The sequence below is a fragment of the Antrihabitans cavernicola genome, from assembly GCF_008297975.1.
GTDB classification, from domain to species: domain Bacteria; phylum Actinomycetota; class Actinomycetes; order Mycobacteriales; family Mycobacteriaceae; genus Antrihabitans; species Antrihabitans cavernicola.
Map to the genome: position 1 here is coordinate 671,721 of NZ_VLNY01000002.1, position 20,441 is coordinate 692,161.

The 20,441-nt window shown below is 64.2% G+C and carries 18 protein-coding genes and 1 riboswitch; of the genes, 17 read left to right on the forward strand and 1 reads right to left on the reverse strand.

Features of this window, described 5'->3' with window-relative positions:
• The first annotated feature begins 36 nt into the window (after window positions 1-36).
• Window positions 37-675: a VldE C-terminal domain-containing protein gene (locus FOY51_RS27945; protein ID WP_214633067.1), complete on the forward strand. Its 639-nt coding sequence runs from the start codon at window positions 37-39 to the stop codon at window positions 673-675.
• A gap of 71 nt (window positions 676-746) precedes the next feature.
• Here FOY51_RS27945 and metE read toward each other — a convergent pair whose 3' ends face one another.
• Window positions 747-3,017 (reverse strand): 5-methyltetrahydropteroyltriglutamate--homocysteine S-methyltransferase, encoded by a 2,271-nt coding sequence (gene metE, locus FOY51_RS06905; RefSeq protein ID WP_149429415.1) that lies wholly within the window; start codon window positions 3,015-3,017, stop codon window positions 747-749.
• A gap of 132 nt (window positions 3,018-3,149) precedes the next feature.
• Window positions 3,150-3,351, reverse strand: a riboswitch (cobalamin riboswitch).
• A 136-nt stretch (window positions 3,352-3,487) separates the two neighbouring features.
• On the opposite strand from metE, the gene FOY51_RS06910 reads away from it, so the two are divergent.
• From FOY51_RS06910 to FOY51_RS06980, 16 genes are all read left to right on the forward strand, one after another.
• A complete protein-coding gene (locus FOY51_RS06910; RefSeq protein ID WP_149429416.1) occupies window positions 3,488-5,764 on the forward strand; it encodes a molybdopterin-dependent oxidoreductase in 2,277 nt (758 codons plus the stop codon).
• 225 nt (window positions 5,765-5,989) lie between these two features.
• Window positions 5,990-9,397, forward strand: coding sequence for a pyruvate carboxylase (locus tag FOY51_RS06915; protein WP_149429417.1), 3,408 nt, complete (start codon window positions 5,990-5,992; stop codon window positions 9,395-9,397).
• 3 nt (window positions 9,398-9,400) lie between these two features.
• Complete coding sequence (gene rsmD / locus FOY51_RS06920; protein WP_149429418.1) at window positions 9,401-9,970, forward strand: 16S rRNA (guanine(966)-N(2))-methyltransferase RsmD; 570 nt, start codon at window positions 9,401-9,403, stop codon at window positions 9,968-9,970.
• Window positions 9,971-9,974: 4 nt separating this feature from the next.
• The gene (gene coaD / locus FOY51_RS06925; RefSeq protein ID WP_149429419.1) at window positions 9,975-10,472 is read left to right on the forward strand and encodes a pantetheine-phosphate adenylyltransferase; all 498 of its coding nucleotides are present in this window, start codon (window positions 9,975-9,977) and stop codon (window positions 10,470-10,472) included.
• Between the two features lie 142 nt (window positions 10,473-10,614).
• Entirely contained in the window at window positions 10,615-11,364 is a 750-nt protein-coding gene (locus FOY51_RS06930; protein ID WP_149429420.1) for a DivIVA domain-containing protein, read from the forward strand.
• A 93-nt stretch (window positions 11,365-11,457) separates the two neighbouring features.
• A complete protein-coding gene (locus FOY51_RS06935) occupies window positions 11,458-12,075 on the forward strand; it encodes a YceD family protein (protein WP_149429421.1) in 618 nt (205 codons plus the stop codon).
• A gap of 2 nt (window positions 12,076-12,077) precedes the next feature.
• A complete protein-coding gene (gene rpmF / locus FOY51_RS06940) occupies window positions 12,078-12,260 on the forward strand; it encodes a 50S ribosomal protein L32 (protein WP_149429422.1) in 183 nt (60 codons plus the stop codon).
• 94 nt (window positions 12,261-12,354) lie between these two features.
• On the forward strand, window positions 12,355-13,032 hold the full coding sequence (rnc, locus tag FOY51_RS06945) for a ribonuclease III (RefSeq protein ID WP_235916183.1): 678 nt from the start codon (window positions 12,355-12,357) through the stop codon (window positions 13,030-13,032).
• A 9-nt stretch (window positions 13,033-13,041) separates the two neighbouring features.
• A complete protein-coding gene (gene mutM, locus FOY51_RS06950; RefSeq protein WP_149429424.1) occupies window positions 13,042-13,902 on the forward strand; it encodes a bifunctional DNA-formamidopyrimidine glycosylase/DNA-(apurinic or apyrimidinic site) lyase in 861 nt (286 codons plus the stop codon).
• Window positions 13,903-14,036: 134 nt separating this feature from the next.
• On the forward strand, window positions 14,037-14,615 hold the full coding sequence (locus FOY51_RS06955; RefSeq protein WP_149429425.1) for a dihydrofolate reductase family protein: 579 nt from the start codon (window positions 14,037-14,039) through the stop codon (window positions 14,613-14,615).
• A 3-nt stretch (window positions 14,616-14,618) separates the two neighbouring features.
• Window positions 14,619-15,632: a PHP domain-containing protein gene (locus FOY51_RS06960; RefSeq protein WP_149429426.1), complete on the forward strand. Its 1,014-nt coding sequence runs from the start codon at window positions 14,619-14,621 to the stop codon at window positions 15,630-15,632.
• 152 nt (window positions 15,633-15,784) lie between these two features.
• Window positions 15,785-15,910, forward strand: coding sequence for a hypothetical protein (locus tag FOY51_RS27830; protein ID WP_290367877.1), 126 nt, complete (start codon window positions 15,785-15,787; stop codon window positions 15,908-15,910).
• A complete protein-coding gene (gene kdpF, locus FOY51_RS06965) occupies window positions 15,907-16,005 on the forward strand; it encodes a K(+)-transporting ATPase subunit F (RefSeq protein ID WP_149429427.1) in 99 nt (32 codons plus the stop codon). The genes FOY51_RS27830 and kdpF overlap by 4 nt, the downstream gene beginning before the upstream one ends.
• Window positions 16,006-16,008: 3 nt before the next feature.
• A complete protein-coding gene (kdpA, locus tag FOY51_RS06970; protein WP_149429428.1) occupies window positions 16,009-17,694 on the forward strand; it encodes a potassium-transporting ATPase subunit KdpA in 1,686 nt (561 codons plus the stop codon).
• Window positions 17,691-19,778: a potassium-transporting ATPase subunit KdpB gene (gene kdpB, locus FOY51_RS06975; protein WP_149429429.1), complete on the forward strand. Its 2,088-nt coding sequence runs from the start codon at window positions 17,691-17,693 to the stop codon at window positions 19,776-19,778. Before kdpA ends, kdpB begins: the two co-directional genes overlap by 4 nt.
• A 6-nt stretch (window positions 19,779-19,784) precedes the next feature.
• Window positions 19,785-20,435 (forward strand): potassium-transporting ATPase subunit C, encoded by a 651-nt coding sequence (locus FOY51_RS06980; RefSeq protein ID WP_149429430.1) that lies wholly within the window; start codon window positions 19,785-19,787, stop codon window positions 20,433-20,435.
• Window positions 20,436-20,441 lie beyond the last annotated feature (6 nt).

Sequence of the window (20,441 nt, forward strand, 5' to 3'; positions counted from 1 at the left end):
GGAGACTTTGTCTCCTACCGAACGGTGATCCGCGCAGTGTCCGGTACCCATCGCAAGAAGCCTGCGGCCTGGAAACTCCAGGCCACGGTGACTTTGGCGACCGTTTTCGCTGTTGTCGCCGGGATCGGGATCGTGCTCGGACAGCCGGAGCAGGAACAGCGGCCGGAGAGTTCCGCGGTGTCGTCGAAGCTGACAACGTCCACCGCCACGACGACCTCGGCTGCACCGACGACCACCGTGGCCCCACTACCACCGCCACCACCGACCAGCGAGGCCCCGCCGCCGCCCCCGCCCCTGCCGCCGATCCTGCGCGAGCTCTGCTCCACAGTCCTCAAAGGTGCGCAGCCGCACGTTGCGATGGCCGGAAACATGCTGAGGGAAAAGTTCGGCATCGTCGATGTCGGTGGCGCCGAAGGTCGTTACGGCGCCGACGATCACAGCACCGGTATGGCGCTCGACTTCATGATCAGCGACTCGTCGCTCGGTGACGCACTTGCCAACTACGTTCTGAACAATCAGGGCTGGCTCAACGTCAATTACGTGATCTGGCAGCAGCGATACAACGACGGCAGCGGCTGGTCGTTCATGGAGGACCGGGGCAGCCCGACTCAGAATCACTACGACCACGTTCACGTGTCGTTCAACCAGGGCGGACCGCTCGATCTCACCTGCTAGTGCGCTACGCGCAGGTGAGCGTTTAGTTGGTGCAGAGACCAATCAAACGCTCACCTGCGACGAAGTCGCAGCTACAGGGAAGTGCGGACCTGCGCCGCTGCTTCGACCAGATTCTTCAGCGATGCCTCCACTTCGGCAGTGCCGCGGGTCTTGAGACCGCAGTCCGGATTGACCCAGAGTCGCTCGACCGGAACGGCTTCCAGTGCTGATCGCAACGACGCCACGATCTCCTCGACGCTCGGCACTCGGGGGGAATGGATGTCGTAGACACCCGGCCCCACACCGAGATCGAAGCCGACGGCATTGAGGTCGTCGAGAACCTCCATGTGCGAGCGCGCCGCCTCGATCGAGGTGACATCGGCATCCAAGCCTGCGATCGCACCGATCACCTCACCGAACTCGGAGTAGCAGAGGTGGGTGTGAATCTGCGTCGTCTCGTCGACTCCCGCCGTGGACAGGCGGAACGCACCGACGGCCCAGTCCAGGTACGCCGGCTTGTCCGCGGAACGCAGCGGCAGCAACTCGCGCAGTGCAGGCTCGTCGACCTGCACGATGCCGACGCCGGCTGCCTGTAGATCCACAGTCTCGTCCCGAATCGCCAGTGCCACTTGACGAGCGCTGTCGGCAAGAGGCTGATCGTCGCGAACGAACGACCACGCAAGGATCGTGACCGGACCGGTCAGCATGCCCTTGACAGGCTTGGACGTCAGCGACTGCGCGTAGGTGATCCACTCGACGGTCATCGGATGCTGCCTCACGACATCACCGAACAGGATCGGCGGCCGTACGCACCGCGAACCGTACGATTGGACCCAGCCGTTGGCGGTGGCGAAGAATCCGTCCAGTTGCTCGGCGAAGTACTGCACCATGTCGTTGCGCTCCGGCTCGCCGTGCACCAGCACGTCGATGCCCAGCTTCTCCTGCAGCGCAATCACATCGGCGATCTCGGCCTGCATGCGTCGCACGTACTCGGCCTGGTCGATCTCGCCCTTGCGCAGCGCGGCCCGCGCGATGCGGATCTGCGAGGTCTGCGGATAGGAACCGATGGTGGTCGTCGGCAACGACGGCAGACCCAAGCGTTCGGCCTGGAGTGCGCGACGGTCAGCTGCCGGGGTGCGGGTGGCAGCGTCCGGTCCCAGCGCTGCCAGACGGTTACGTACTGCGTCGTTGTGCAAACGAGGATCGGATGCGCGGGTCTGCAACGCTGCACGCGACGCGGCCAGCGTGTCCGACACCGATTCCGGTCCCGCGTTCAATGCGGCGGCGAGAGTAACCACCTCGCCGACCTTTTCGGAACCGAAGGCCAACCAGGATCGCAGCCGATCGTCGAGCTCGGTCTCGGCGACGAGCGTGTAGGGAACGTGCAGCAGCGAGCACGACGTGGACACCGCGATCGAGCCTGCACTACCCAATAGGGTGCCGAGCGTGGCCAGCGAAGCATCCAGATCGGTGCGCCAGATGTTGCGGCCGTCGACGACGCCGGCGACGATCAGCTTGTCGGCCATCGCCGGAATCGACGCCAACGCGTCGGAGTCCTTGCCAGCGACCAGATCGACTGCGACGGCATCGATCTCGGTTGCCGCCAGCACGGGGAGCGCGGCGCCCAGCTCGCCGAAGTAGGACGCGACGAGCATGGCCGGACGGTCCGTAGTGCCAGCAAGGGTGCGGTAGGTGCGGTCGACAGCGGCAAGGATCGCGTCGTCCAGGTCGCCGACCAGTGCCGGCTCGTCTATCTGAACCCATTGCGCACCTGCTGCTTTCAGCTGGGCGAGCAGGTCGACGTAGAGCGGCACTATCTCGTCGAGACGATCCAGCAGTGCACCCGAACCGTCGACCGGCTTGGACAGCAGCAAGAACGTGACCGGACCGACCAACACCGGGCGGGCTGGAAGATCGAGCGCCAGCGCCTCGTTCAGCTCCGCCAGTACCTTCGCCGGGTTCAACGAGAACGTCGTGTTCGGCGAGATCTCGGGTACCAGGTAGTGGTAGTTGGTATCGAACCACTTCGTCATTTCCAGCGGGGCAGCGATGTCGTTGCCACGCGCGGCGGCGAAGTAGCGATCCAGATCGTCTGTGATCGCGTCGAACCGTGCGGGCAAGGCGCCCAACAGAACTGCGGTGTCGAGCACGTGGTCGTAGTACGAGAACGTATTGACGGGAATCGAATCGAGCCCGGCGTCGCGCAGCTCACCGAACTGCTGCTCGCGCAGCGTACGGGCGGCGGCGGCAAGAGCGGCGGCGTCTATACGACCAGCCCAGTACGACTCGACGGCCTTCTTGAGTTCGCGGCGAGGCCCGATTCGCGGTGTGCCGAGGACGGTGGCGGTAAAGCGAGTACTCATGATCTTCTCCGATGGAATTGCACGGGTGATCACCACCGCACGAACGACACGCACCCACCGGAGCCCACGACACATCGACCAGCACCGAAAGGTCGCATCGCCCAGTCCACGAGGCGGTGACCGCTGAATACGGCGTATCCAGCGCAGTCGGCAGGTATTCGGACTCGCGGGCGCTCGGCGAAAGGGCCGAACCTACTGGCCGTCGCTTCCCAGGTGGCAACACCCAGTGCGTATGACGGCGGTCGTTCCTGCTTACCGCTGCGGGACAGTCCCGGATTTTCACCGGGTTCCCTCTCACGCGGCCGCGGCAAACACCGCGATCGCGCTTCGACACCGGGGATGGTCTTCGGGGCTCCTCGTGACCACACCGGCGAACCAGCTGCACCCCGAAGTATAGGGCCGCCAAGGCCTGGGTTGCCTACAGCCAATGGCGGTACCGTCACAGGAGACCGCCGAGGCAGGAGAATTCGATGACGACAACCCTGACGCCGCCGGCGGGTACGTGGAAGACCAATGCCTGCATCCTCTGCGAATGCAATTGCGGCATCGACATTCTGGTCGGAACCGACGGTGTGTTCGACAAGATCCGAGGCGACAAGCTGCATCCGACCTCTGCGGGCTACACCTGCAACAAGGCATTGCAGCTCAACCACTATCAGAACGGAGCATCGGACCGGATCACCCGCCCGATGCGACGCCGCGCCGATGGCACCTACGAGGAAGTCGACTGGGACACGGCGATCCGTGACGTTGCCACAGGGTTGAAACGGGTCCAGGAGGCGCACGGCGGCGCATCGATCTTCTACTACGGCGGTGGCGGGCAAGGTAATCACCTGGGCGGTGCATACGCACCGGCGACCATGCATGCGTTCGGCATGCGGTACCGATCGAGCGCGCTCGCTCAGGAGAAGACCGGCGAGTTCTGGGTGAACGCTCGGATGCTGGGTGCGCCGAATCGTGCGGATATCGAGCACTGCGAAGTGGCACTGTTCATCGGCAAGAATCCGTACCAGTCGCACGGCTTTCCGCGGGCTCGTGCCGTTCTCAAGGAAATCGGTAAGGATCCGGCTCGGTCGATGATCGTGATCGACCCGGTCCGCAGCGAGACCGCCGAACTCGCCGATTTTCATCTGCAGGTACGGCCGGGAACCGATATCTATGTGGTGACCGCACTCGCGGCAATCCTGGTCCAGGACGGTCTGATCGCTTTCGAGTGGCTCGCCGAACATGCCGAAGGACTCGATGCGGTGTCGGCCGTGCTGCAGGGCGTGGACGTGCCCGCCTACTGTGCGATCTCCGACGTCGACGAATCATTGGTGCGCGCCTGTGCCGCTCGGATCGCTGCGGCATCGAGTGTGGCGGTGCTCGAAGATCTCGGCGTGCAGATGAACCGTGATTCCACCCTGGTCAGCTACGTCGAAAAGCTGATCTGGTTGTTGACCGGCAACTTCGGGAAGGAAGGCGCACAGTATGTCTTCTCCGGGCTCGCGTCGATCGGCCGCGACCGCGGTCATGTGTTCGGGACCGGCCCGACGAGTCCCGTAGTCGGTGCGCCGATCATAGGTGGGCTGGTTCCGTGCAACGTCATCGCGGACGAAATTCTCTGCGACCACCCCGACCGGTATCGCGCAATGTTCGTCGAAAGCGCCAATCCTGCTCATTCGCTTGCTGATTCGGCGCGCATGCGAGAAGCGATTGCGGCGCTGGAGTTCGTCGTCGTGATCGATGTCGCGATGACCGAGACCGCGCGCCTCGCCGACTATATCCTTCCTGCGGCAACACAATTCGAGAAGTTCGAGGCGACGTTCTTCAACTTCGACTTCCCGCGCAACATCTTTCATCTGCGGCATCCGGTGGTCGAACCGCCGGACGGGGTTCTCTCCGAACCCGAAATCCATGCGCGTCTCGTCGAGGCTGCGGGTGAACTGACCGACGACGACTACGCGCCGTTCAGGGATGCCGCAGCACAGGGGCGAATGGCGTTCGCTCAGGCGTTCCTGCCTGCGATGGCCGATCCGCGGCTCGAGCGCCTCGCGCCCGTCTTGCTCTTCCGGACGCTCGGGCCCACGCTGCCGAACGGCGCCGACGCTGCGGCCCTCCTCTGGCCCGCGGCCCACGAGTGTGCGCGTAAGAACCCCGTCGGCGTCGAACGGGCGGGGTACGGGACCGGGCTGGAGGCGGGGGAGAACCTCTTCGAGGCCATCGTGACCGGCGACCACGGCGTCGTCATCACCGACGACCCGCAGGACGAGAGCTGGCGCAGGCTCAACGGTCGCAAGATCCAGCTCGACGTCCCCGAGCTGCTCGCGGCGGTGGCCGGTCTCGCCGACCGAACATCCGATGCCGATGACGCCGAGTGGCCGTTCGTGCTGTCGGCCGGTGAACGCCGCGCCTTTACGGCGAACACGATCATGCGAGATCCGCGATGGCGCAAACGCGACAGCGGCGGAACGCTGCGGATGAGTACGACGGACGCGGAACGGCTGGGCGTCGTCGGCGGCGACCGCGTCCGACTGACCACGAAAGGTGGCAGTGCCGAGGTTGCAGTAGAGCCGACCGACCGGATGCGGTCGGGACATGTGTCCTTACCGAACGGATTCGGACTGTCCAGCGCTGGTGGCGGCACTGCGGGCAGCGGCATCGCGCCCAACGAATTGACCTCGACCACCGACCGTGACGAGTGGGCAGGTACGCCGTGGCACAAGCACGTGGCGGCCAGAGTGGAAGTCGTCGCCGAGCGGGCATGAAGTGCTCATTTTTCGACGAGATGGCGACACTGCCGACCCGTTCGGTGTGTGGGTCGGCGAGGTTGCGGGACGCTCACCGGTAACCGGGCTGCACAGTGAGTATCGCGGCAGGTAGAGCCGCACCTTCGCCGTTACCAGGCAGTCCGCTGCGAAGATGGCTGCGAAGGTCCGAGAATGTGGGGATCAGCCGTAACGGGAGGACACCGTGACCGGTACGTTGAGTCAATGTTCTCCAAAGTCTTGGTTGCTAATCGTGGCGAGATCGCCATTCGTGCGTTTCGCGCCGCCTATGAGCTGGGCGCTGGAACGGTTGCCGTCTTTCCGTACGAGGACAGAAACTCTGTTCATCGTTTGAAGGCTGATGAGAGTTATCAGATCGGTGAGGAGGGGCATCCGGTCCGGGCGTATCTCACGGTCGAGGAGATCGTGGCCGCGGCAAAGAAGTCGGGTGCGGACGCTGTGTACCCGGGATACGGGTTCCTGTCGGAGAATCCGGACCTTGCGGCGGCGTGCAAGAAGGCGGGTCTGACGTTCGTCGGGCCGTCGGCGGAGATTCTCGAGCTCACCGGCAACAAGGCGCGAGCGATCGCCGCTGCCAAGGCTGCGGGCTTGCCGGTGTTGGCGTCGTCGGAGCCCTCGGCCGATATCGAGGAACTGATCGAGGCGTCGAAGACGATGCATTTCCCGTTGTTCGTCAAGGCGGTCGCGGGTGGTGGTGGTCGCGGCATGCGCCGGGTTGCCGAGCCGGAACTGTTGCGGGAATCGATCGAAGCCGCAGCGCGGGAGGCGGAATCCGCGTTCGGTGATCCGACGGTGTTCCTCGAGCAGGCTGTCGTCGATCCGCGCCATATCGAGGTCCAGATCCTGGCCGATCAACACGGCAACGTGATCCACCTCTTCGAGCGTGACTGCTCGGTACAGCGCCGCCATCAGAAGGTGATCGAGTTGGCGCCGGCCCCGAACCTGCCGGAAGACTTGCGGGCCAAGATCTGTGCGGACGCCGTCGCGTTCGCCAAACAGATCGGCTACACGTGTGCGGGCACGGTGGAGTTCCTCCTCGACAAACGCGGTCAGCATGTGTTCATCGAGATGAATCCGCGAATCCAGGTGGAGCACACGGTCACCGAGGAAGTCACCGATGTCGATCTGGTGCAGTCACAGCTACGGATTGCCTCCGGCGAATCCCTCGACGATCTCGGATTGTCTCAAGAGACGATCGTGTTGCGCGGTGCTGCCCTGCAGTGCCGCATCACCACCGAGGATCCCGCGAACGGGTTCCGACCCGATACCGGTCGCATCACCGCGTACCGCACCCCCGGTGGTGCGGGTGTTCGCCTCGACGGCGGATCCAGCCTCGGTGCCGAAGTCGGTGCGTATTTCGACTCGATGCTGGTCAAGCTGACCTGCCGCGGCCGGGATTTCCCGACCGCGGTCGCGCGGGCGCGGCGGGCGGTCACCGAGTTTCGTATCCGTGGTGTGTCGACGAACATTCCGTTCCTGCAGGCGGTACTCGACGATCCGGACTTCCGGGAGGGTCGGGTCACGACCTCGTTCATCGAGGAACGCCCGCAGCTGCTGACGATGCGCAGTTCCGCCGACCGCGGCACCAAGATCCTGACCTATTTGGCGGACGTGACGGTGAACAAGCCGCACGGTGAGCGGCCGTCGACGGTGTACCCGCACGACAAGCTGCCCGATATCGATCTGACTGTCGCCCCACCGGACGGCTCCCGGCAACGTCTGCTCACACTCGGACCCGACGGGTTCGCTGCTGCGTTGCGCGAGCAGAAGGCGCTCGCCGTCACCGACACCACCTTCCGTGATGCGCATCAGTCGTTGTTGGCAACACGGGTGCGGACCACCGGGCTGTTGGGTGTTGCCGGGCATGTTGCGCGGTTGACGCCGGAATTGTTGTCGATCGAAGCGTGGGGTGGCGCAACTTACGATGTGGCACTGCGGTTCCTGCACGAAGATCCGTGGGAACGCCTCGCCGCGCTGCGCGAAGCCGTCCCCAACATCTGTCTGCAGATGTTGCTGCGTGGCCGCAACACCGTCGGGTACACGCCCTATCCCGACGACGTGGCACGCGCGTTCGTCACCGAAGCCACCGACACCGGTGTCGACATCTTCCGCATCTTCGATGCCCTGAACAACGTCGATCAGATGCGGCCCGCGATCGACGCTGTCCGTGAAACCGGGACGGCGTTGGCCGAAGTCGCGATGAGTTACACCGGTGACCTCGCCAACCCGGCCGAGCAGCTCTACACCCTCGACTACTACCTGCGCCTTGCGGAGCAGATCGTCGACGCCGGCGCGCACGTGCTTGCGATCAAGGACATGGCCGGGTTGCTGCGGGCGCCCGCGGCCACGACATTGGTGACCGCGTTGCGGAAGAACTTCGACCTTCCGGTCCACGTGCACACCCACGACACCCCGGGCGGCCAGTTGGCCACGTATCTCGCGGCGTGGCAGGCGGGTGCGGATGCGGTCGACGGTGCCAGTGCGGCGATGGCGGGCACGACGAGTCAGCCCGCGCTCTCGGCAATCGTTGCCGCAGCAGCACATACCGAACGCGACACCGGTCTCGATCTGCAGAACGTGTGCGACCTCGAACCGTACTGGGAGGCGCTGCGCAAGGTCTACAAACCGTTCGAGTCCGGGCTGCCCGCACCCACCGGCCGCGTCTACACCCACGAAATCCCGGGTGGGCAGCTGTCGAACCTGCGGCAACAGGCCATCGCCTTGGGTCTGGGTGATCGGTTCGAGGAAGTCGAAGCGAAATACGCCGCCGCGGACCGCCTGCTCGGCAGGTTGGTGAAGGTGACACCATCGTCGAAGGTGGTCGGCGACCTTGCATTGGCGCTGGTCGGTACCGGTGTCGATGTGCAGGCGTTCGCCGCCGACCCCGGCAGCTACGACATCCCCGATTCGGTGATCGGGTTTCTCCGTGGCGATCTCGGCACCCCGGCCGGTGGCTGGCCCGAGCCGTTCCGCACCCGTGCACTCGAAGGCCGCGGTGCCACCAAGCCCGTCACGGCGTTGACCCCGGCCGACGAAACCGGCCTGGCCGGGACATCGCTGCAGCGGCAGGCAACGCTGAACCGTCTGCTGTTCCCCGGTCCGACAAAGGAATTCGAGGCGCACCGCGAACAATACGGCGACACCTCCGGGCTCTCGGCGAACCAGTTCTTCTACGGACTGCGCCGCGGCGACGAACACCGGGTCAAGCTCGGCCCGGGTGTCGAATTGTTGATCGGACTCGAAGCGATCTCCGAACCCGACGAACGCGGCATGCGGACCGTGATGTGCATCCTCAACGGTCAACTACGCCCGGTATCGGTGCGTGATCGGTCCGTCTCCGCCGACGTTCCCGCCGCGGAGAAGGCAGAGAAGGGCAACCCGGCGCACATTCCGGCACCGTTCGCCGGTGTCGTGACGCTCTCCATCGCGGTCGGCGACAAGATCACAGCCGGCGACACCGTCGCGACCATCGAAGCCATGAAAATGGAAGCCGCGATCACCGCCCCACGCGGGGGCACCGTCACCCGCTTGGCGATCGGAGCCGTCCAACAAGTCGAAGGCGGCGACCTGCTCGCCGAGGTCGCGTTCAGCGAGGAATCGAGCGCGGAGTAGACCGTGCCGAGAATCGTGGCGGGCGTCGCGCGGGGACGCCGCCTGCAGGTGCCGCCTGCCGGGACGCGGCCGACCTCCGATCGGGTGCGGGAAGCGGTGTTCAACGCCATCGTGAGTCGCATCGATCTCGACGGGGCGCGCGTACTCGATCTCTACGCGGGCTCGGGTGCGCTGGGGCTGGAGGCGCTCTCGCGCGGTGCAGGCCACGTGCTGCTCGTGGAGTCCGATGCGAAGGCGGCGGGGACCGTCAAGGACAACGCCGCGGTGGTGAACATGCCAGGTTCCGTGGTTCGGGTGTCTTCTGTCGCGGCGGTGCTGGCAACTGCTCCCGACGAGCCGTACGACCTGGTCTTCGCCGATCCGCCGTATGCGGTGTCGGACGATTCGGTCGAGTCCGACCTAGTCGCGCTGCTCGCGCACAGCTGGGTCGAGACGGATTCGGTTGTGGCTCTGGAACGTTCGTCACGTTCGCCGGATACCACCTGGCCCGCGGGCTATGAAGTGCTTCGGGTACGCAAGTACGGCGAAGCCAAGATCGAGCTCGCACGGGTAATCGCAACTGATAGCGTCTGAGACCATGACAGGTGCCGTCTGCCCCGGTTCGTTCGATCCCGTGACCAACGGTCACCTCGACGTCATCGGAAGGGCCGCTGCGCAATTCGACGAAATCATCGTCACCGTGATGATCAACAAGAGCAAGAGCGGGTTGTTCAGCATCGACGAGCGCATCGAGATGCTCCGGGATTCCACACAGCACCTGCCGAACGTTCGCGTCGACTCCTGGCACGGCCTTCTCGTCGACTTCGCCAAACAGCAGGGTGTCGCGGCGATCGTCAAAGGCCTCCGGGGCGCCAACGACTTCGACTACGAGCTGCAGATGGCACAGATGAACCAAAAGCTCACCGGCGTCGACACGCTGTTCATCGCCACCAACCCCACCTACAGCTACCTGTCCAGTTCGTTGGTCAAGGAAGTCGCCACGTTCGGCGGCGATGTGGCAGACATGTTGCCTGCCGAGGTGCACAAGCGGCTGCTTGCGCGCATCGCCGAGCGCAAGGCGCAGTCAGGGACGTAGGCGCCGACCGGCGTCACAGGATCGAATCCCGACACACCGCTGTCGCAACGGGACGGGACCCGTCGCGGCGGGCAAACTGGTCGTCGACGATGTTCATACCCGCGTGCGCGGGCTCCGACGCGGCAGAGGATTGGGGTTTTTCGTGTACCGGGTATTCGAGGCGCTCGACGAGTTGGTGGCGATCGTCGAAGAGGCGCGCGGCATTCCCCCTACTCGGAGCTGTGTGGTTCCGCGTGGCGACGTGCTCGATCTGCTCGACGACGTTCGTGAGGCACTCCCTGGCGAGCTCGACGACGCTCAGGACGTTCTCGATCACCGCGACAAGTTGGTCGGCGATGCACGCTCGACTGCCGAGTCCACGGTGACGAGCGCGAACGCGCAGGCCGAAGACACAGTCGAGACCGCCCGTGAAGACGCGGATCGATTGCTGGCCGACGCCAAGGACCAGGCCGATCGGATGGTCAGCGAAGCGCGTTCGCATGCCGAGCAGCTGGTGGCCGATGCCCAGGCTCTGGCGGCTTCGACCGTTGCGGAGGCCAATCGTGAGCACGAGGCGGTGACGGGACGTGCCCGTTCCGAGGCGGATCGCATGATCGAAGCGGGCAAGGCGTCCTACGATCGCTCGGTCGCGGAAGGTACGTCGGAGCAGCAGCGATTGGTCGCGCAGACCGAGGTGGTGCAGGCCGCGCACGCCGAATCCGCTCGCGTGATCGATGGCGCGCATGCCGAATCCGATCGGCTGCGAGCCGACTGCGATCTGTATGTCGACTCCAAGCTCGCCGAGTTCGAAGAATTTCTCAGCGGCACCGTTCGCACGGTCGGTCGCGGGCGGCAGCAGCTGCGAACCGGTTCCGGCGTTCCCGACTACGCGGCGGACACAGCGCGCCGCTGACATACCCGCGGGTAGCGAGCCTTTTGGTCGTACCGTCGGTCTCGCGTATCGTGGAGTGGTTGCCCTGTAGCGCTACCAGCGGAGAAATACCCAATGTCAGGTAAGTCCCAGCACGCTTCGCGTCGTCATCTGACGGACGCGGATTTCGTGGTGGACACACGGTCCTTGGGTCGCCGTCCCGGATCGATGAAAGAGATCGACCGGACCATCGCTGCTCCGCATCGCATCGGGCTCGATTTGATTGCCATCGAAGAGGGCACGCCGATCGAGCTGTCGCTTCGGTTGGAAGCGGTGTCGGAGGGAGTGTTGATCACCGGGACCGTCGATGCGGCAACGGTGGGGGAATGCTCGCGCTGCCTGGAACCGTTCGAGGATCGGGTGAGTCTGCCTCTCACCGAGCTGTTCGCTTATCCGAACAGTGCGACGGAGCAGACGACCGAATCCGACGAGATCTATCGCGTCGTCGACGATCACATCGATCTCGAGCCCGTGATCATCGACGCAGTGGGCCTCGCGTTGCCGCTGCAGCCGTTGTGCACCCCCGATTGCGAGGGTTTGTGCTCGGAATGTGGCGTTCGCCTGGCGATTGCAGGATCGGAGCACAAACATGAGATACTTGACCCTCGCTGGGCTGGGCTCGCAGCCAAATTCGGTACCGATGCCGCCAGTGACAAACCTGTGAACGAAGATTCCGATTTCGAGGAGAAGTAGAAGTGGCTGTTCCCAAGCGCAAAATGTCGCGTTCGAACACACGGTCGCGGCGTAGCCAGTGGAAGACCACTGCGCCCACGCTGATCACGTGCCCGAACCGTGGCTGTGGCGAGAAGACTCTCCCGCACACCGCGTGCCCGTCTTGCGGTACGTACAAGGGTCGACAGGTCACAGCAGCGGTCTGACGGCTGCTCCGGGATCGACGTGGCGAGCAAAAGCGCCAGTGCGGCTTCGACCAATGACGATGTTGCGTGGGTCAGCGATGCGGACTATTCCAGTCTGCTCGCTGCCCTCGGCATCGACCTTCAGCCTGCGCTGTTGACGCTTGCGCTCACCCATCGGTCCTATGCCTACGAAAACGGTGGCTTGCCCACGAACGAACGCCTCGAGTTTCTCGGCGATTCGGTTCTCGGGCTGAGCATCACCGAAAAGCTGTATCGCACTCACCCCGAGAAGTCGGAGGGTGAGCTAGCGAAGCTGCGCGCCAGCGTCGTCAATATGCACGCTCTCGCTGAGGTTGCTCGCGGCCTCGGTGAAGGCGGTCTCGGGACCTACCTGCTGCTCGGTAAGGGCGAAGAGCAGACGGGTGGCCGGGACAAAGCCAGCATCCTGGCGGACGGCATGGAATCTCTGCTCGGCGCAATCCATCTGGAACACGGTATCGACGCCGCTCGCACCGTCGTATTGGATCTCTTCGACGAGTTGCTCGAGCGTGCACCCAAGATGGGTGCCGGCCTCGATTGGAAGACCAGCCTGCAAGAATTGACCGCCGAGAAGAGCCTCGGCGTTCCGGTGTACGAGATAACCTCCACCGGGCCCGATCACGACAAAGAGTTCACGGCAACCGTTTTGGTGAGCGGATCGCCGCTCGGAACCGGTGTCGGGCGGTCGAAGAAGGAAGCGGAGCAGAAGGCGGCCAGCACCGCGTGGAACGCGCTGTCGCCTGACGCCGACTGATCCGGCCGCATGCCTGAACTTCCCGAAGTCGAGGTAGTTCGCCGCGGCCTTGCTACGCACGTCGTCGGTGCGACGATCGAATCCGTCGAGGTGTTGCATCCCCGAGCAATTCGCCGCCATGAACCCGGAGCGCACGACCTTTCGGCGCGACTGATCGGGCAGACGTTCGCTGCCGCCCAGCGACGCGGCAAGTATCTGTGGCTCGAACTCGAACCTGCGGGCGAGGCGTTGGTTGTTCATCTGGGAATGAGTGGCCAGATGCTGGTCCAAGATCCTGCCGTCGATCGCGAGAAGCACGCTCGGATCGTCACCACACTCGATTCCGGCGCGGAGCTGCGATTCGTCGATCAGCGCACCTTCGGGGGCTGGGCGTTGGCCCCGTTGGTGACGGTGGACGGAACTGTGGTTCCCGAGCCGGTCGCTCATATCGCGCGAGATCCGATGGATGCTTTGTTCGACGTCGAATCGGTCGTTACGACGTTGCGCGGCAAGCACACCGAGATCAAACGCGCGCTGCTCGATCAAACGGTGGTCTCCGGAGTCGGTAACATCTACGCCGACGAAGCGCTGTGGCGGGCAAAGCTGCACGGCAACCGGCTGACGGACAAATTGAGCAGGCCGGCGCTGCGGTCGCTGATGAATTCGGTGCATGCGGTGATGGGGGAGGCGCTCGTGGAGGGCGGCACCTCGTTCGATTCGCTTTACGTCAACGTCAACGGCCAGTCCGGCTACTTCGATCGATCGCTCAATGCCTATGGGCGCGAAGATCTTCCGTGTAAGCGCTGCGGTGGCCCGATGCGACGCGAGAAATTCATGAACCGATCGTCGTTCTCGTGCCCACGGTGTCAGCCGCGGCCGCGGGGCGTATGAGGTCAACCGTCGCGAGCCGGGGGACTCCCACCTGCTCCTTACGGTGTCAGGGGATCCCTCGCTCAGTCTGAAATTTGCACAGCACGGGTCGGCCCCGCACGCTACCGTCGTAACGTATCGATCGAGGAGGGCGGATGCGCAAGCTCACGTACTACGTCGCGGCAACCATCGACGGCTTCATCGCCGCGACGGACGGGTCGGTCGACTTCTTCCCGGTCGGTGGTGATCACGGTCCGGCAATCACGGCTCAGTATCCGGAGACGGTGCCGACCAAGGTGCGCGAAGCGCTGGGGATCGACAGCGAGAACGGCGAATTCGACTCCGTGCTGATGGGGCGCAAGACCTACGACTTCGGCGTCAAGACGGGTACCGCCAGCCCGTACGCGCACCTTCGGCAGTTCGTGGTGTCGCGGACGCTGGCCGAGAGTCCTGATCCGGCAATAGAACTCGTCGCCGACCCCACGGCGAAGGTCCGCGAGCTGAAGAAGGAACTCGGCCACAACGGCATCTGGCTCTGCGGTGGCGGCGAACTGGCGCACGCTCTGCTGCCCGAGATCGATCAGATATTCGTCAAGATCTACCCGATAGTTCTCGGAACCGGTCGGCCGTTGTTCGGTGCGGGTGGCGGCGTCGGTGCGCCCCTGGACTTCCGGGTGATGACCAGCCGGGTCTTCGCCGACGGCGTCGCGTTCATGAAGTATCAGAGGACCTGATCGGTGGATCCGACAGTTGCCCTCCGCGAGGTCGCATACTGGCTGGAACGCTCACGCGCAGAGACGCATCGGGTGAAGGCGTATCGCAAGGCCGCCGACATCGTCGACGGCCTCGACGACGCCGAGCGTGCCGAACACGGTCGGACGAACAGCTGGACCACCCTTGCCGGGATCGGACCGAAGACCGCCGCGGTGATCTCGCAGGCGGTTGCGGGCCGCGAGCCCGACTATCTCGCCGAGGTCAAGGGCAAAGCCGAACCCATCGGCGAAGGCGGGACCGAACTGCTCGCCGCACTGCGAGGCGATCTCCATACACACTCCAACTGGTCCGACGGCGGAAGCCCGATCGCGGAAATGATGCGCACGGCAGTCGCGTTGGGCCACGAGTATTGCGCGCTGACCGACCACTCACCGCGATTGACGGTTGCCAACGGGCTGTCGGCGGAACGGCTGCGCTCGCAGCTCGAGGTCATTGCGGAGTTGCAAGCCGAGCTCGCTCCATTCCGAATTCTCACGGGCATCGAGGTTGACATCCTCGACAACGGCACCCTTGATCAGGACGATGACTTGCTCGCCGAACTCGATATCGTCGTCGCGAGTGTGCATTCGAACCTCCGCGCGGACAGCGCGGCGATGACGCGACGCATGGTCAAGGCCATCGCGAATCCTCATGTCGACGTACTGGGGCACTGCACCGGCCGGCTGGTCGAGGGCAATCGCGGAACCCGACCGGAGTCGAAATTCGACGCGGCGATCATCTTCGAAGCATGCAAGCAGTTCGGGACGGCCGTCGAGATAAACAGTCGCCCGGAACGCCAAGACCCGCCCATGCGGCTGATGGAGATGGCGCTGGAGACCGGCTGCTACTTCTCCATCGATACCGATGCCCACGCACCAGGCCAACTCGATTGGCAGGGTTACGGATGCGAACGCGCGCAGGAATGCGGCGTGCCCGCCGAACGCGTCATCAACACGTGGTCGGCGGACGAACTGTTGGAGTGGGTGGCGCCCGCCTAGCGTTCACCGCCGTAAAGATTCCATCAAGTCGCCTGGTCAGGGCGTAAGAGGTCCGTAAGCAACAGCGGAACCGTGCCCAGACGGAGAGATGCTGTGTTTCCTTCCAGCATCGACCTCGACAGAAGCTGTCGAACTCATACAAAGGACTCTTGATGGCTGATCTGGCCTATGTGCTGCTGATTTTCGGCGGCTTCGCTGTGTGCGCGCTGGTTCTGCGCGCGCTGTACGGCGGCGGTCCTTCGACGAAGTCGGGCGTCAGCAAAGGGGCGCCGTCATGACAGCCGCCGGCCTACTGAGTGTGGCGTTGATCGTCGTGTCCGCTGCCCTCGTGATCTATCTTCTGATCGCCCTTCTGGACCCCGAGAGGTTTTAGTACATGAATCCCGCTCTTGCCGCGGGACTGCAGATCGCATTGGTGGTCGGAGTTCTCGCGATTCTGTATGTCCCACTCGGCGACTACATGGCCCGGGTCTACACATCGGAGCGCGATCTTCGGATCGAGTCCCTGCTGTACCGGGTGTGCCGAATCGACTCTCGTACCGAACAGACCTGGTACGGCTACGCAGGTAGCCTGCTCGGGTTCTCACTCGCGAGCGTTCTCTTTCTGTATGTCCTGCAACGTATTCAAGGCGTGCTGCCGATAAACAACGGCCTGCCCGGCGTCAGCCCGGCGGTCGCGTTCAACACTGCCGTGTCTTTCGTCACCAACACCAACTGGCAGTCGTATACGCCCGAAACGACGATGTCCAACCTCACCCAGCCGCTGGGACTCGCGGTGCAGAACTTTGTATCCGCTGCCGTCGGTATGGCGGTTGCCGTCGCGTTGATACGTGCATTGATCCGGGTTCGCGGTACCGGGGAGATAGGCAACTTCTGGGTGGATCTCACTCGGGGTAGCTTGCGCATTCTGCTCCCCGGGTCTTTCGTCGTGGCGCTGATACTGCTCAGCCAAGGCGTGATTCAGTCGTTCCACACCGGCTTCGCTTCGACCGGACTCGACGGCACCAGCGTCACCAACGCTCTGGCACCCGTGGCGTCGCAAGAGGCCATCAAGGAGTTCGGCACCAACGGTGGCGGAATTCTGGCAGCCAACTCTGCGCACCCGTTCGAAAACCCGACGCCGCTGAGCAACATCGTCGAAATCATTGCGCTGCTGTTGATCCCGGTGGCATTGACCCGCACCTTCGGGACCATGGTCGGCGATCGCAAGCAGGGGCTCACGCTGGTTGCGGTGATGACATTGCTGTGGGGTGGTCTGCTCGCAGTGACCTTGGCGGCCGAATCCGGAACACGCGGTATCGCGGCCAAGGCCGCCGGAGCGATGATGGAAGGCAAGGAAGTTCGGTTCGGAATTCCCGGCTCGGCTTTGTTTGCGGTATCGACGACGGGAACCTCGACGGGAGCGGTCAACGCCGCGCACGACAGCATGTCGCCCCTGGGGGGTGGCGCCGTGATCTTGAACATGCTGCTCGGCGAAATCGCGCCTGGTGGAACGGGAACCGGCCTGTACGGAATCCTGGTCCTCGCCTTGATCGCGGTGTTCGTCGGTGGTCTGCTGGTCGGGCGGACCCCCGAATATCTCGGCAAGAAGCTCGGCAAGCGCGAGATCACGTTGGCCTCCCTGTCTGTTCTGGTCATGCCCGCGTTGGTGTTGATCGGGGTCGGCATCACGTCGATCCTCGGCACCACCACCGGATTCCAAGGCAACAGCGGCGATCCCGGTAGTCCTCAATCCATCCACGGGTTCTCAGAAGTGGTCTACGCGTACGCGTCGGCGTCCAACAACAACGGCAGCGCGTTCGGCGGGTTGACGGTGACCAGCGACTGGTTCCAATCGTCGCTCGGCATCTGCATGCTCCTCGGGCGGTTGCTGCCGATCGTCTTCGTGCTGGCGCTGGCGGGATCCTTTGCCGCACAGAAGAAGACGCCGCCGACGGCGGGCACCCTCCCGACGAGCGGTCTGATGTTCGGTGGATTGCTCACCGGCACAGTGGTACTCGTCGCGGCCCTCACCTTCTTCCCGACCCTCGCACTGGGTCCCATCGCGGAGGCTTTGCAATGACAACCACACTCGACGCGCCCGTGGCGTCTGAGCACGATGCGCCACGCTCACGCAGCGTGAACGGCGGAATCTTCAGTCCTCGCCAGCTGATCTCGTCGCTGCCTGCGGCATTCCGCAAGCTCGATCCTCGTCATCTGGCCCGCAACCCCGTGATGTTCGTCGTGTTGATCGGCTCGGCCGTCAGCACGCTCATGGCGTTCGCCGATCCCTCGGTGTTCTCGTGGGTAGTCGCGGCGTGGCTGTGGTTCACCGTGCTGTTCGCGAACCTCGCCGAGTCCGTCGCCGAAGGTCGTGGCAAGGCGCAGGCCGCCAGTTTGCGGCAGGTCAAGCGCGACACCGTCGCCAAACGACTCGACCCGAACGGCGGCGTGCAGGAAGTCGCAGGCACCGATCTGAAAGTCGGCGACAAGGTGGTAGTCGTCGCAGGCGAGGTGATTCCTGGCGACGGCGATGTGATCGAAGGCATTGCGACAGTGGACGAGTCGGCAATCACCGGCGAATCGGCTCCGGTCGTCCGGGAGTCCGGCGGTGATCGCTGCGCTGTCACCGGTGGTACCACCGTGCTCTCCGACCGGATCGTCGTTCAGATCTCGGCCGCACCCGGCGAATCGTTCGTGGACAGGATGATCGCGCTAGTCGAGGGTGCGTCGCGGCAGAAGACGCCGAACGAGATCGCGCTGAACATCCTGCTGGCGTCGCTGACGATCATCTTCCTGCTCGCGGTGGTGGCGATCGGCCCCATGGGGCTCTACGCAGGTAACGCGCAAGATCCGATCAAGCTGATCGCGCTACTCGTCTGCCTGATCCCCACCACGATCGGCGCGTTGCTGTCGGCGATCGGCATCGCAGGCATGGATCGGTTGGTGCAGCGCAACGTGCTCGCCATGTCCGGTCGCGCCGTGGAGGCCGCGGGCGATATCGACACACTGCTGATGGACAAGACCGGCACCATCACCTACGGCAACAGGCAAGCGACCGAGCTGTATCCGGCGCCGAGTGTCCCCGCCGAGGAACTGGCCGAAGCCGCGCGGCTGTCGAGTTTGGCGGACGGGACGCCGGAAGGCCGCAGCATCGTCGACCTATGTTGTGAGAAATTCGGTCTCGATGCGCAGCCGAGCACCGAGGAAAAAGCTGCCGAGTTCGTCGCGTTCACCGCGCAGACCCGCATGAGCGGACTGGACATCGCAGGCAGCCAGATCCGCAAGGGCGCAAGCGATTCGGTGATCACCTGGGCGTCCGGACTCGGTGCGTCGGTAGTCCCCGCTGTCACCGACGCCGTGAACGAGATTGCGCAGAACGGCGGCACACCACTCGTGGTCGCCACCGTCGAGCGCGGTGCGGCACGCATTCTCGGCGTGATCGCGCTGTCCGATGTGGTGAAACCCGGTATCGCCGAACGCTTCGCGGAGCTGCGAGCAATGGGCATCCGCACCGTGATGATCACCGGAGACAATCCGCTGACCGCCCGGGCCATCGCAGCGGAGGCCGGGGTCGACGACTTCATGGCGGAAGCCACACCCGAGGACAAGTTGGCCCTCATCCGTAAGGAGCAAGAAGGTGGGCGTCTCGTCGCGATGACCGGCGACGGCACCAACGACGCTCCGGCACTTGCACAATCGGACGTCGGCGTCGCGATGAACACCGGTACCTCTGCAGCCAAAGAGGCCGGGAACATGGTCGATCTGGATTCCGATCCCACCAAGTTGATCGAGATCGTGGAGATCGGCAAACAGTTGCTGATCACGCGCGGTGCCCTGACCACATTCTCCCTCGCGAACGACCTGGCCAAGTACTTCGCGATCCTGCCCGCGCTGTTCAGCGGCATCTATCCGCAGCTGGACACGCTGAACATCATGCGGCTTGCAACACCCGAATCGGCCATCGTCTCTGCGGTGATCTTCAACGCGTTGGTGATCGTCGCGCTGATTCCGTTGGCGCTCAAAGGTGTTCGCTACCGTCCGTCGAGCGCATCTCAGTTGCTCGGCCGAAACCTGCTGATCTACGGCGTCGGCGGTGTGGTCACGCCGTTCATCGGCATCTGGCTGATCGACCTCGTTGTGCGACTGATTCCTGGAATTGGGTGATCTGACATGCGATTTTCTCTTGGCCTGCTTCGGCAGACGGTGGCCGGCCTGACCGTGCTGCTTGCGTTGACCGTCGTGTTGGGCGTCGCCTATCCGGCAGTGGTGTGGGGAGTGAGCCGCATCAGTTCGGGCGCCGCCGAGGGGTCGCCCGTCACCGATGCTGCCGGCTGCGTGGTCGGTAGTCGTTGGGTGGGAGTCGATCCGAAGGTCGCCGCGGATGCGCCCGACCCGTTCTTCCATGCCCGTGTCACTGGGTCCGCGGCAGACAACGACCCGTTCGCTACCACGGATCCGTCCGCGGCGCTGCCCTCCAACCTGGGCCCGAGCAGCCCAGTACTTGCGCAGTTCATCGAAGCGCGCCGCGCCAAGATCGCGCAACGCGAGGGGGTCGATCCGGCCGCGGTACCGGTGGACGCCGTGACCGGATCGGGCTCGGGCATCGACCCGCAGATCAGTCCTGCCTATGCGGCCATTCAGATTTCGCGGGTCGCGCGCGAAACGGGTAAGTCCGTGGACCAGGTGCGCGCACTCGTGGACGAGAACACCGATGGCCGGACACTCGGCTTCATCGGGGCGCCGCGCGTGAACGTTCTGGAACTCAACACGGCTCTCGGCCTGAAGGCACCTTCCTGTGGAGCGGCCAACACTGGTGGATGATGAGGA

Excerpts from the sequence above, each read along its gene's own strand:
- kdpF (WP_149429427.1), top strand. The coding sequence starts at position 15,907 with ATGACAGCCGCCGGCCTACTGAGTGTGGCGTTGATCGTCGTGTCCGCT.
- FOY51_RS06915 (WP_149429417.1), top strand. The coding sequence starts at position 5,990 with ATGTTCTCCAAAGTCTTGGTTGCTAATCGTGGCGAGATCGCCATTCGT.
- mutM (WP_149429424.1), top strand. The coding sequence starts at position 13,042 with ATGCCTGAACTTCCCGAAGTCGAGGTAGTTCGCCGCGGCCTTGCTACG.
- FOY51_RS27830 (WP_290367877.1), top strand. The coding sequence starts at position 15,785 with ATGGCTGATCTGGCCTATGTGCTGCTGATTTTCGGCGGCTTCGCTGTG.
- FOY51_RS06955 (WP_149429425.1), top strand. The coding sequence starts at position 14,037 with ATGCGCAAGCTCACGTACTACGTCGCGGCAACCATCGACGGCTTCATC.
- kdpB (WP_149429429.1), top strand. The coding sequence starts at position 17,691 with ATGACAACCACACTCGACGCGCCCGTGGCGTCTGAGCACGATGCGCCA.
- kdpA (WP_149429428.1), top strand. The coding sequence starts at position 16,009 with ATGAATCCCGCTCTTGCCGCGGGACTGCAGATCGCATTGGTGGTCGGA.
- FOY51_RS06935 (WP_149429421.1), top strand. The coding sequence starts at position 11,458 with ATGTCAGGTAAGTCCCAGCACGCTTCGCGTCGTCATCTGACGGACGCG.
- coaD (WP_149429419.1), top strand. The coding sequence starts at position 9,975 with ATGACAGGTGCCGTCTGCCCCGGTTCGTTCGATCCCGTGACCAACGGT.
- FOY51_RS06910 (WP_149429416.1), top strand. The coding sequence starts at position 3,488 with ATGACGACAACCCTGACGCCGCCGGCGGGTACGTGGAAGACCAATGCC.
- FOY51_RS06980 (WP_149429430.1), top strand. The coding sequence starts at position 19,785 with ATGCGATTTTCTCTTGGCCTGCTTCGGCAGACGGTGGCCGGCCTGACC.
- metE (WP_149429415.1), bottom strand. The coding sequence starts at position 3,017 with ATGAGTACTCGCTTTACCGCCACCGTCCTCGGCACACCGCGAATCGGG.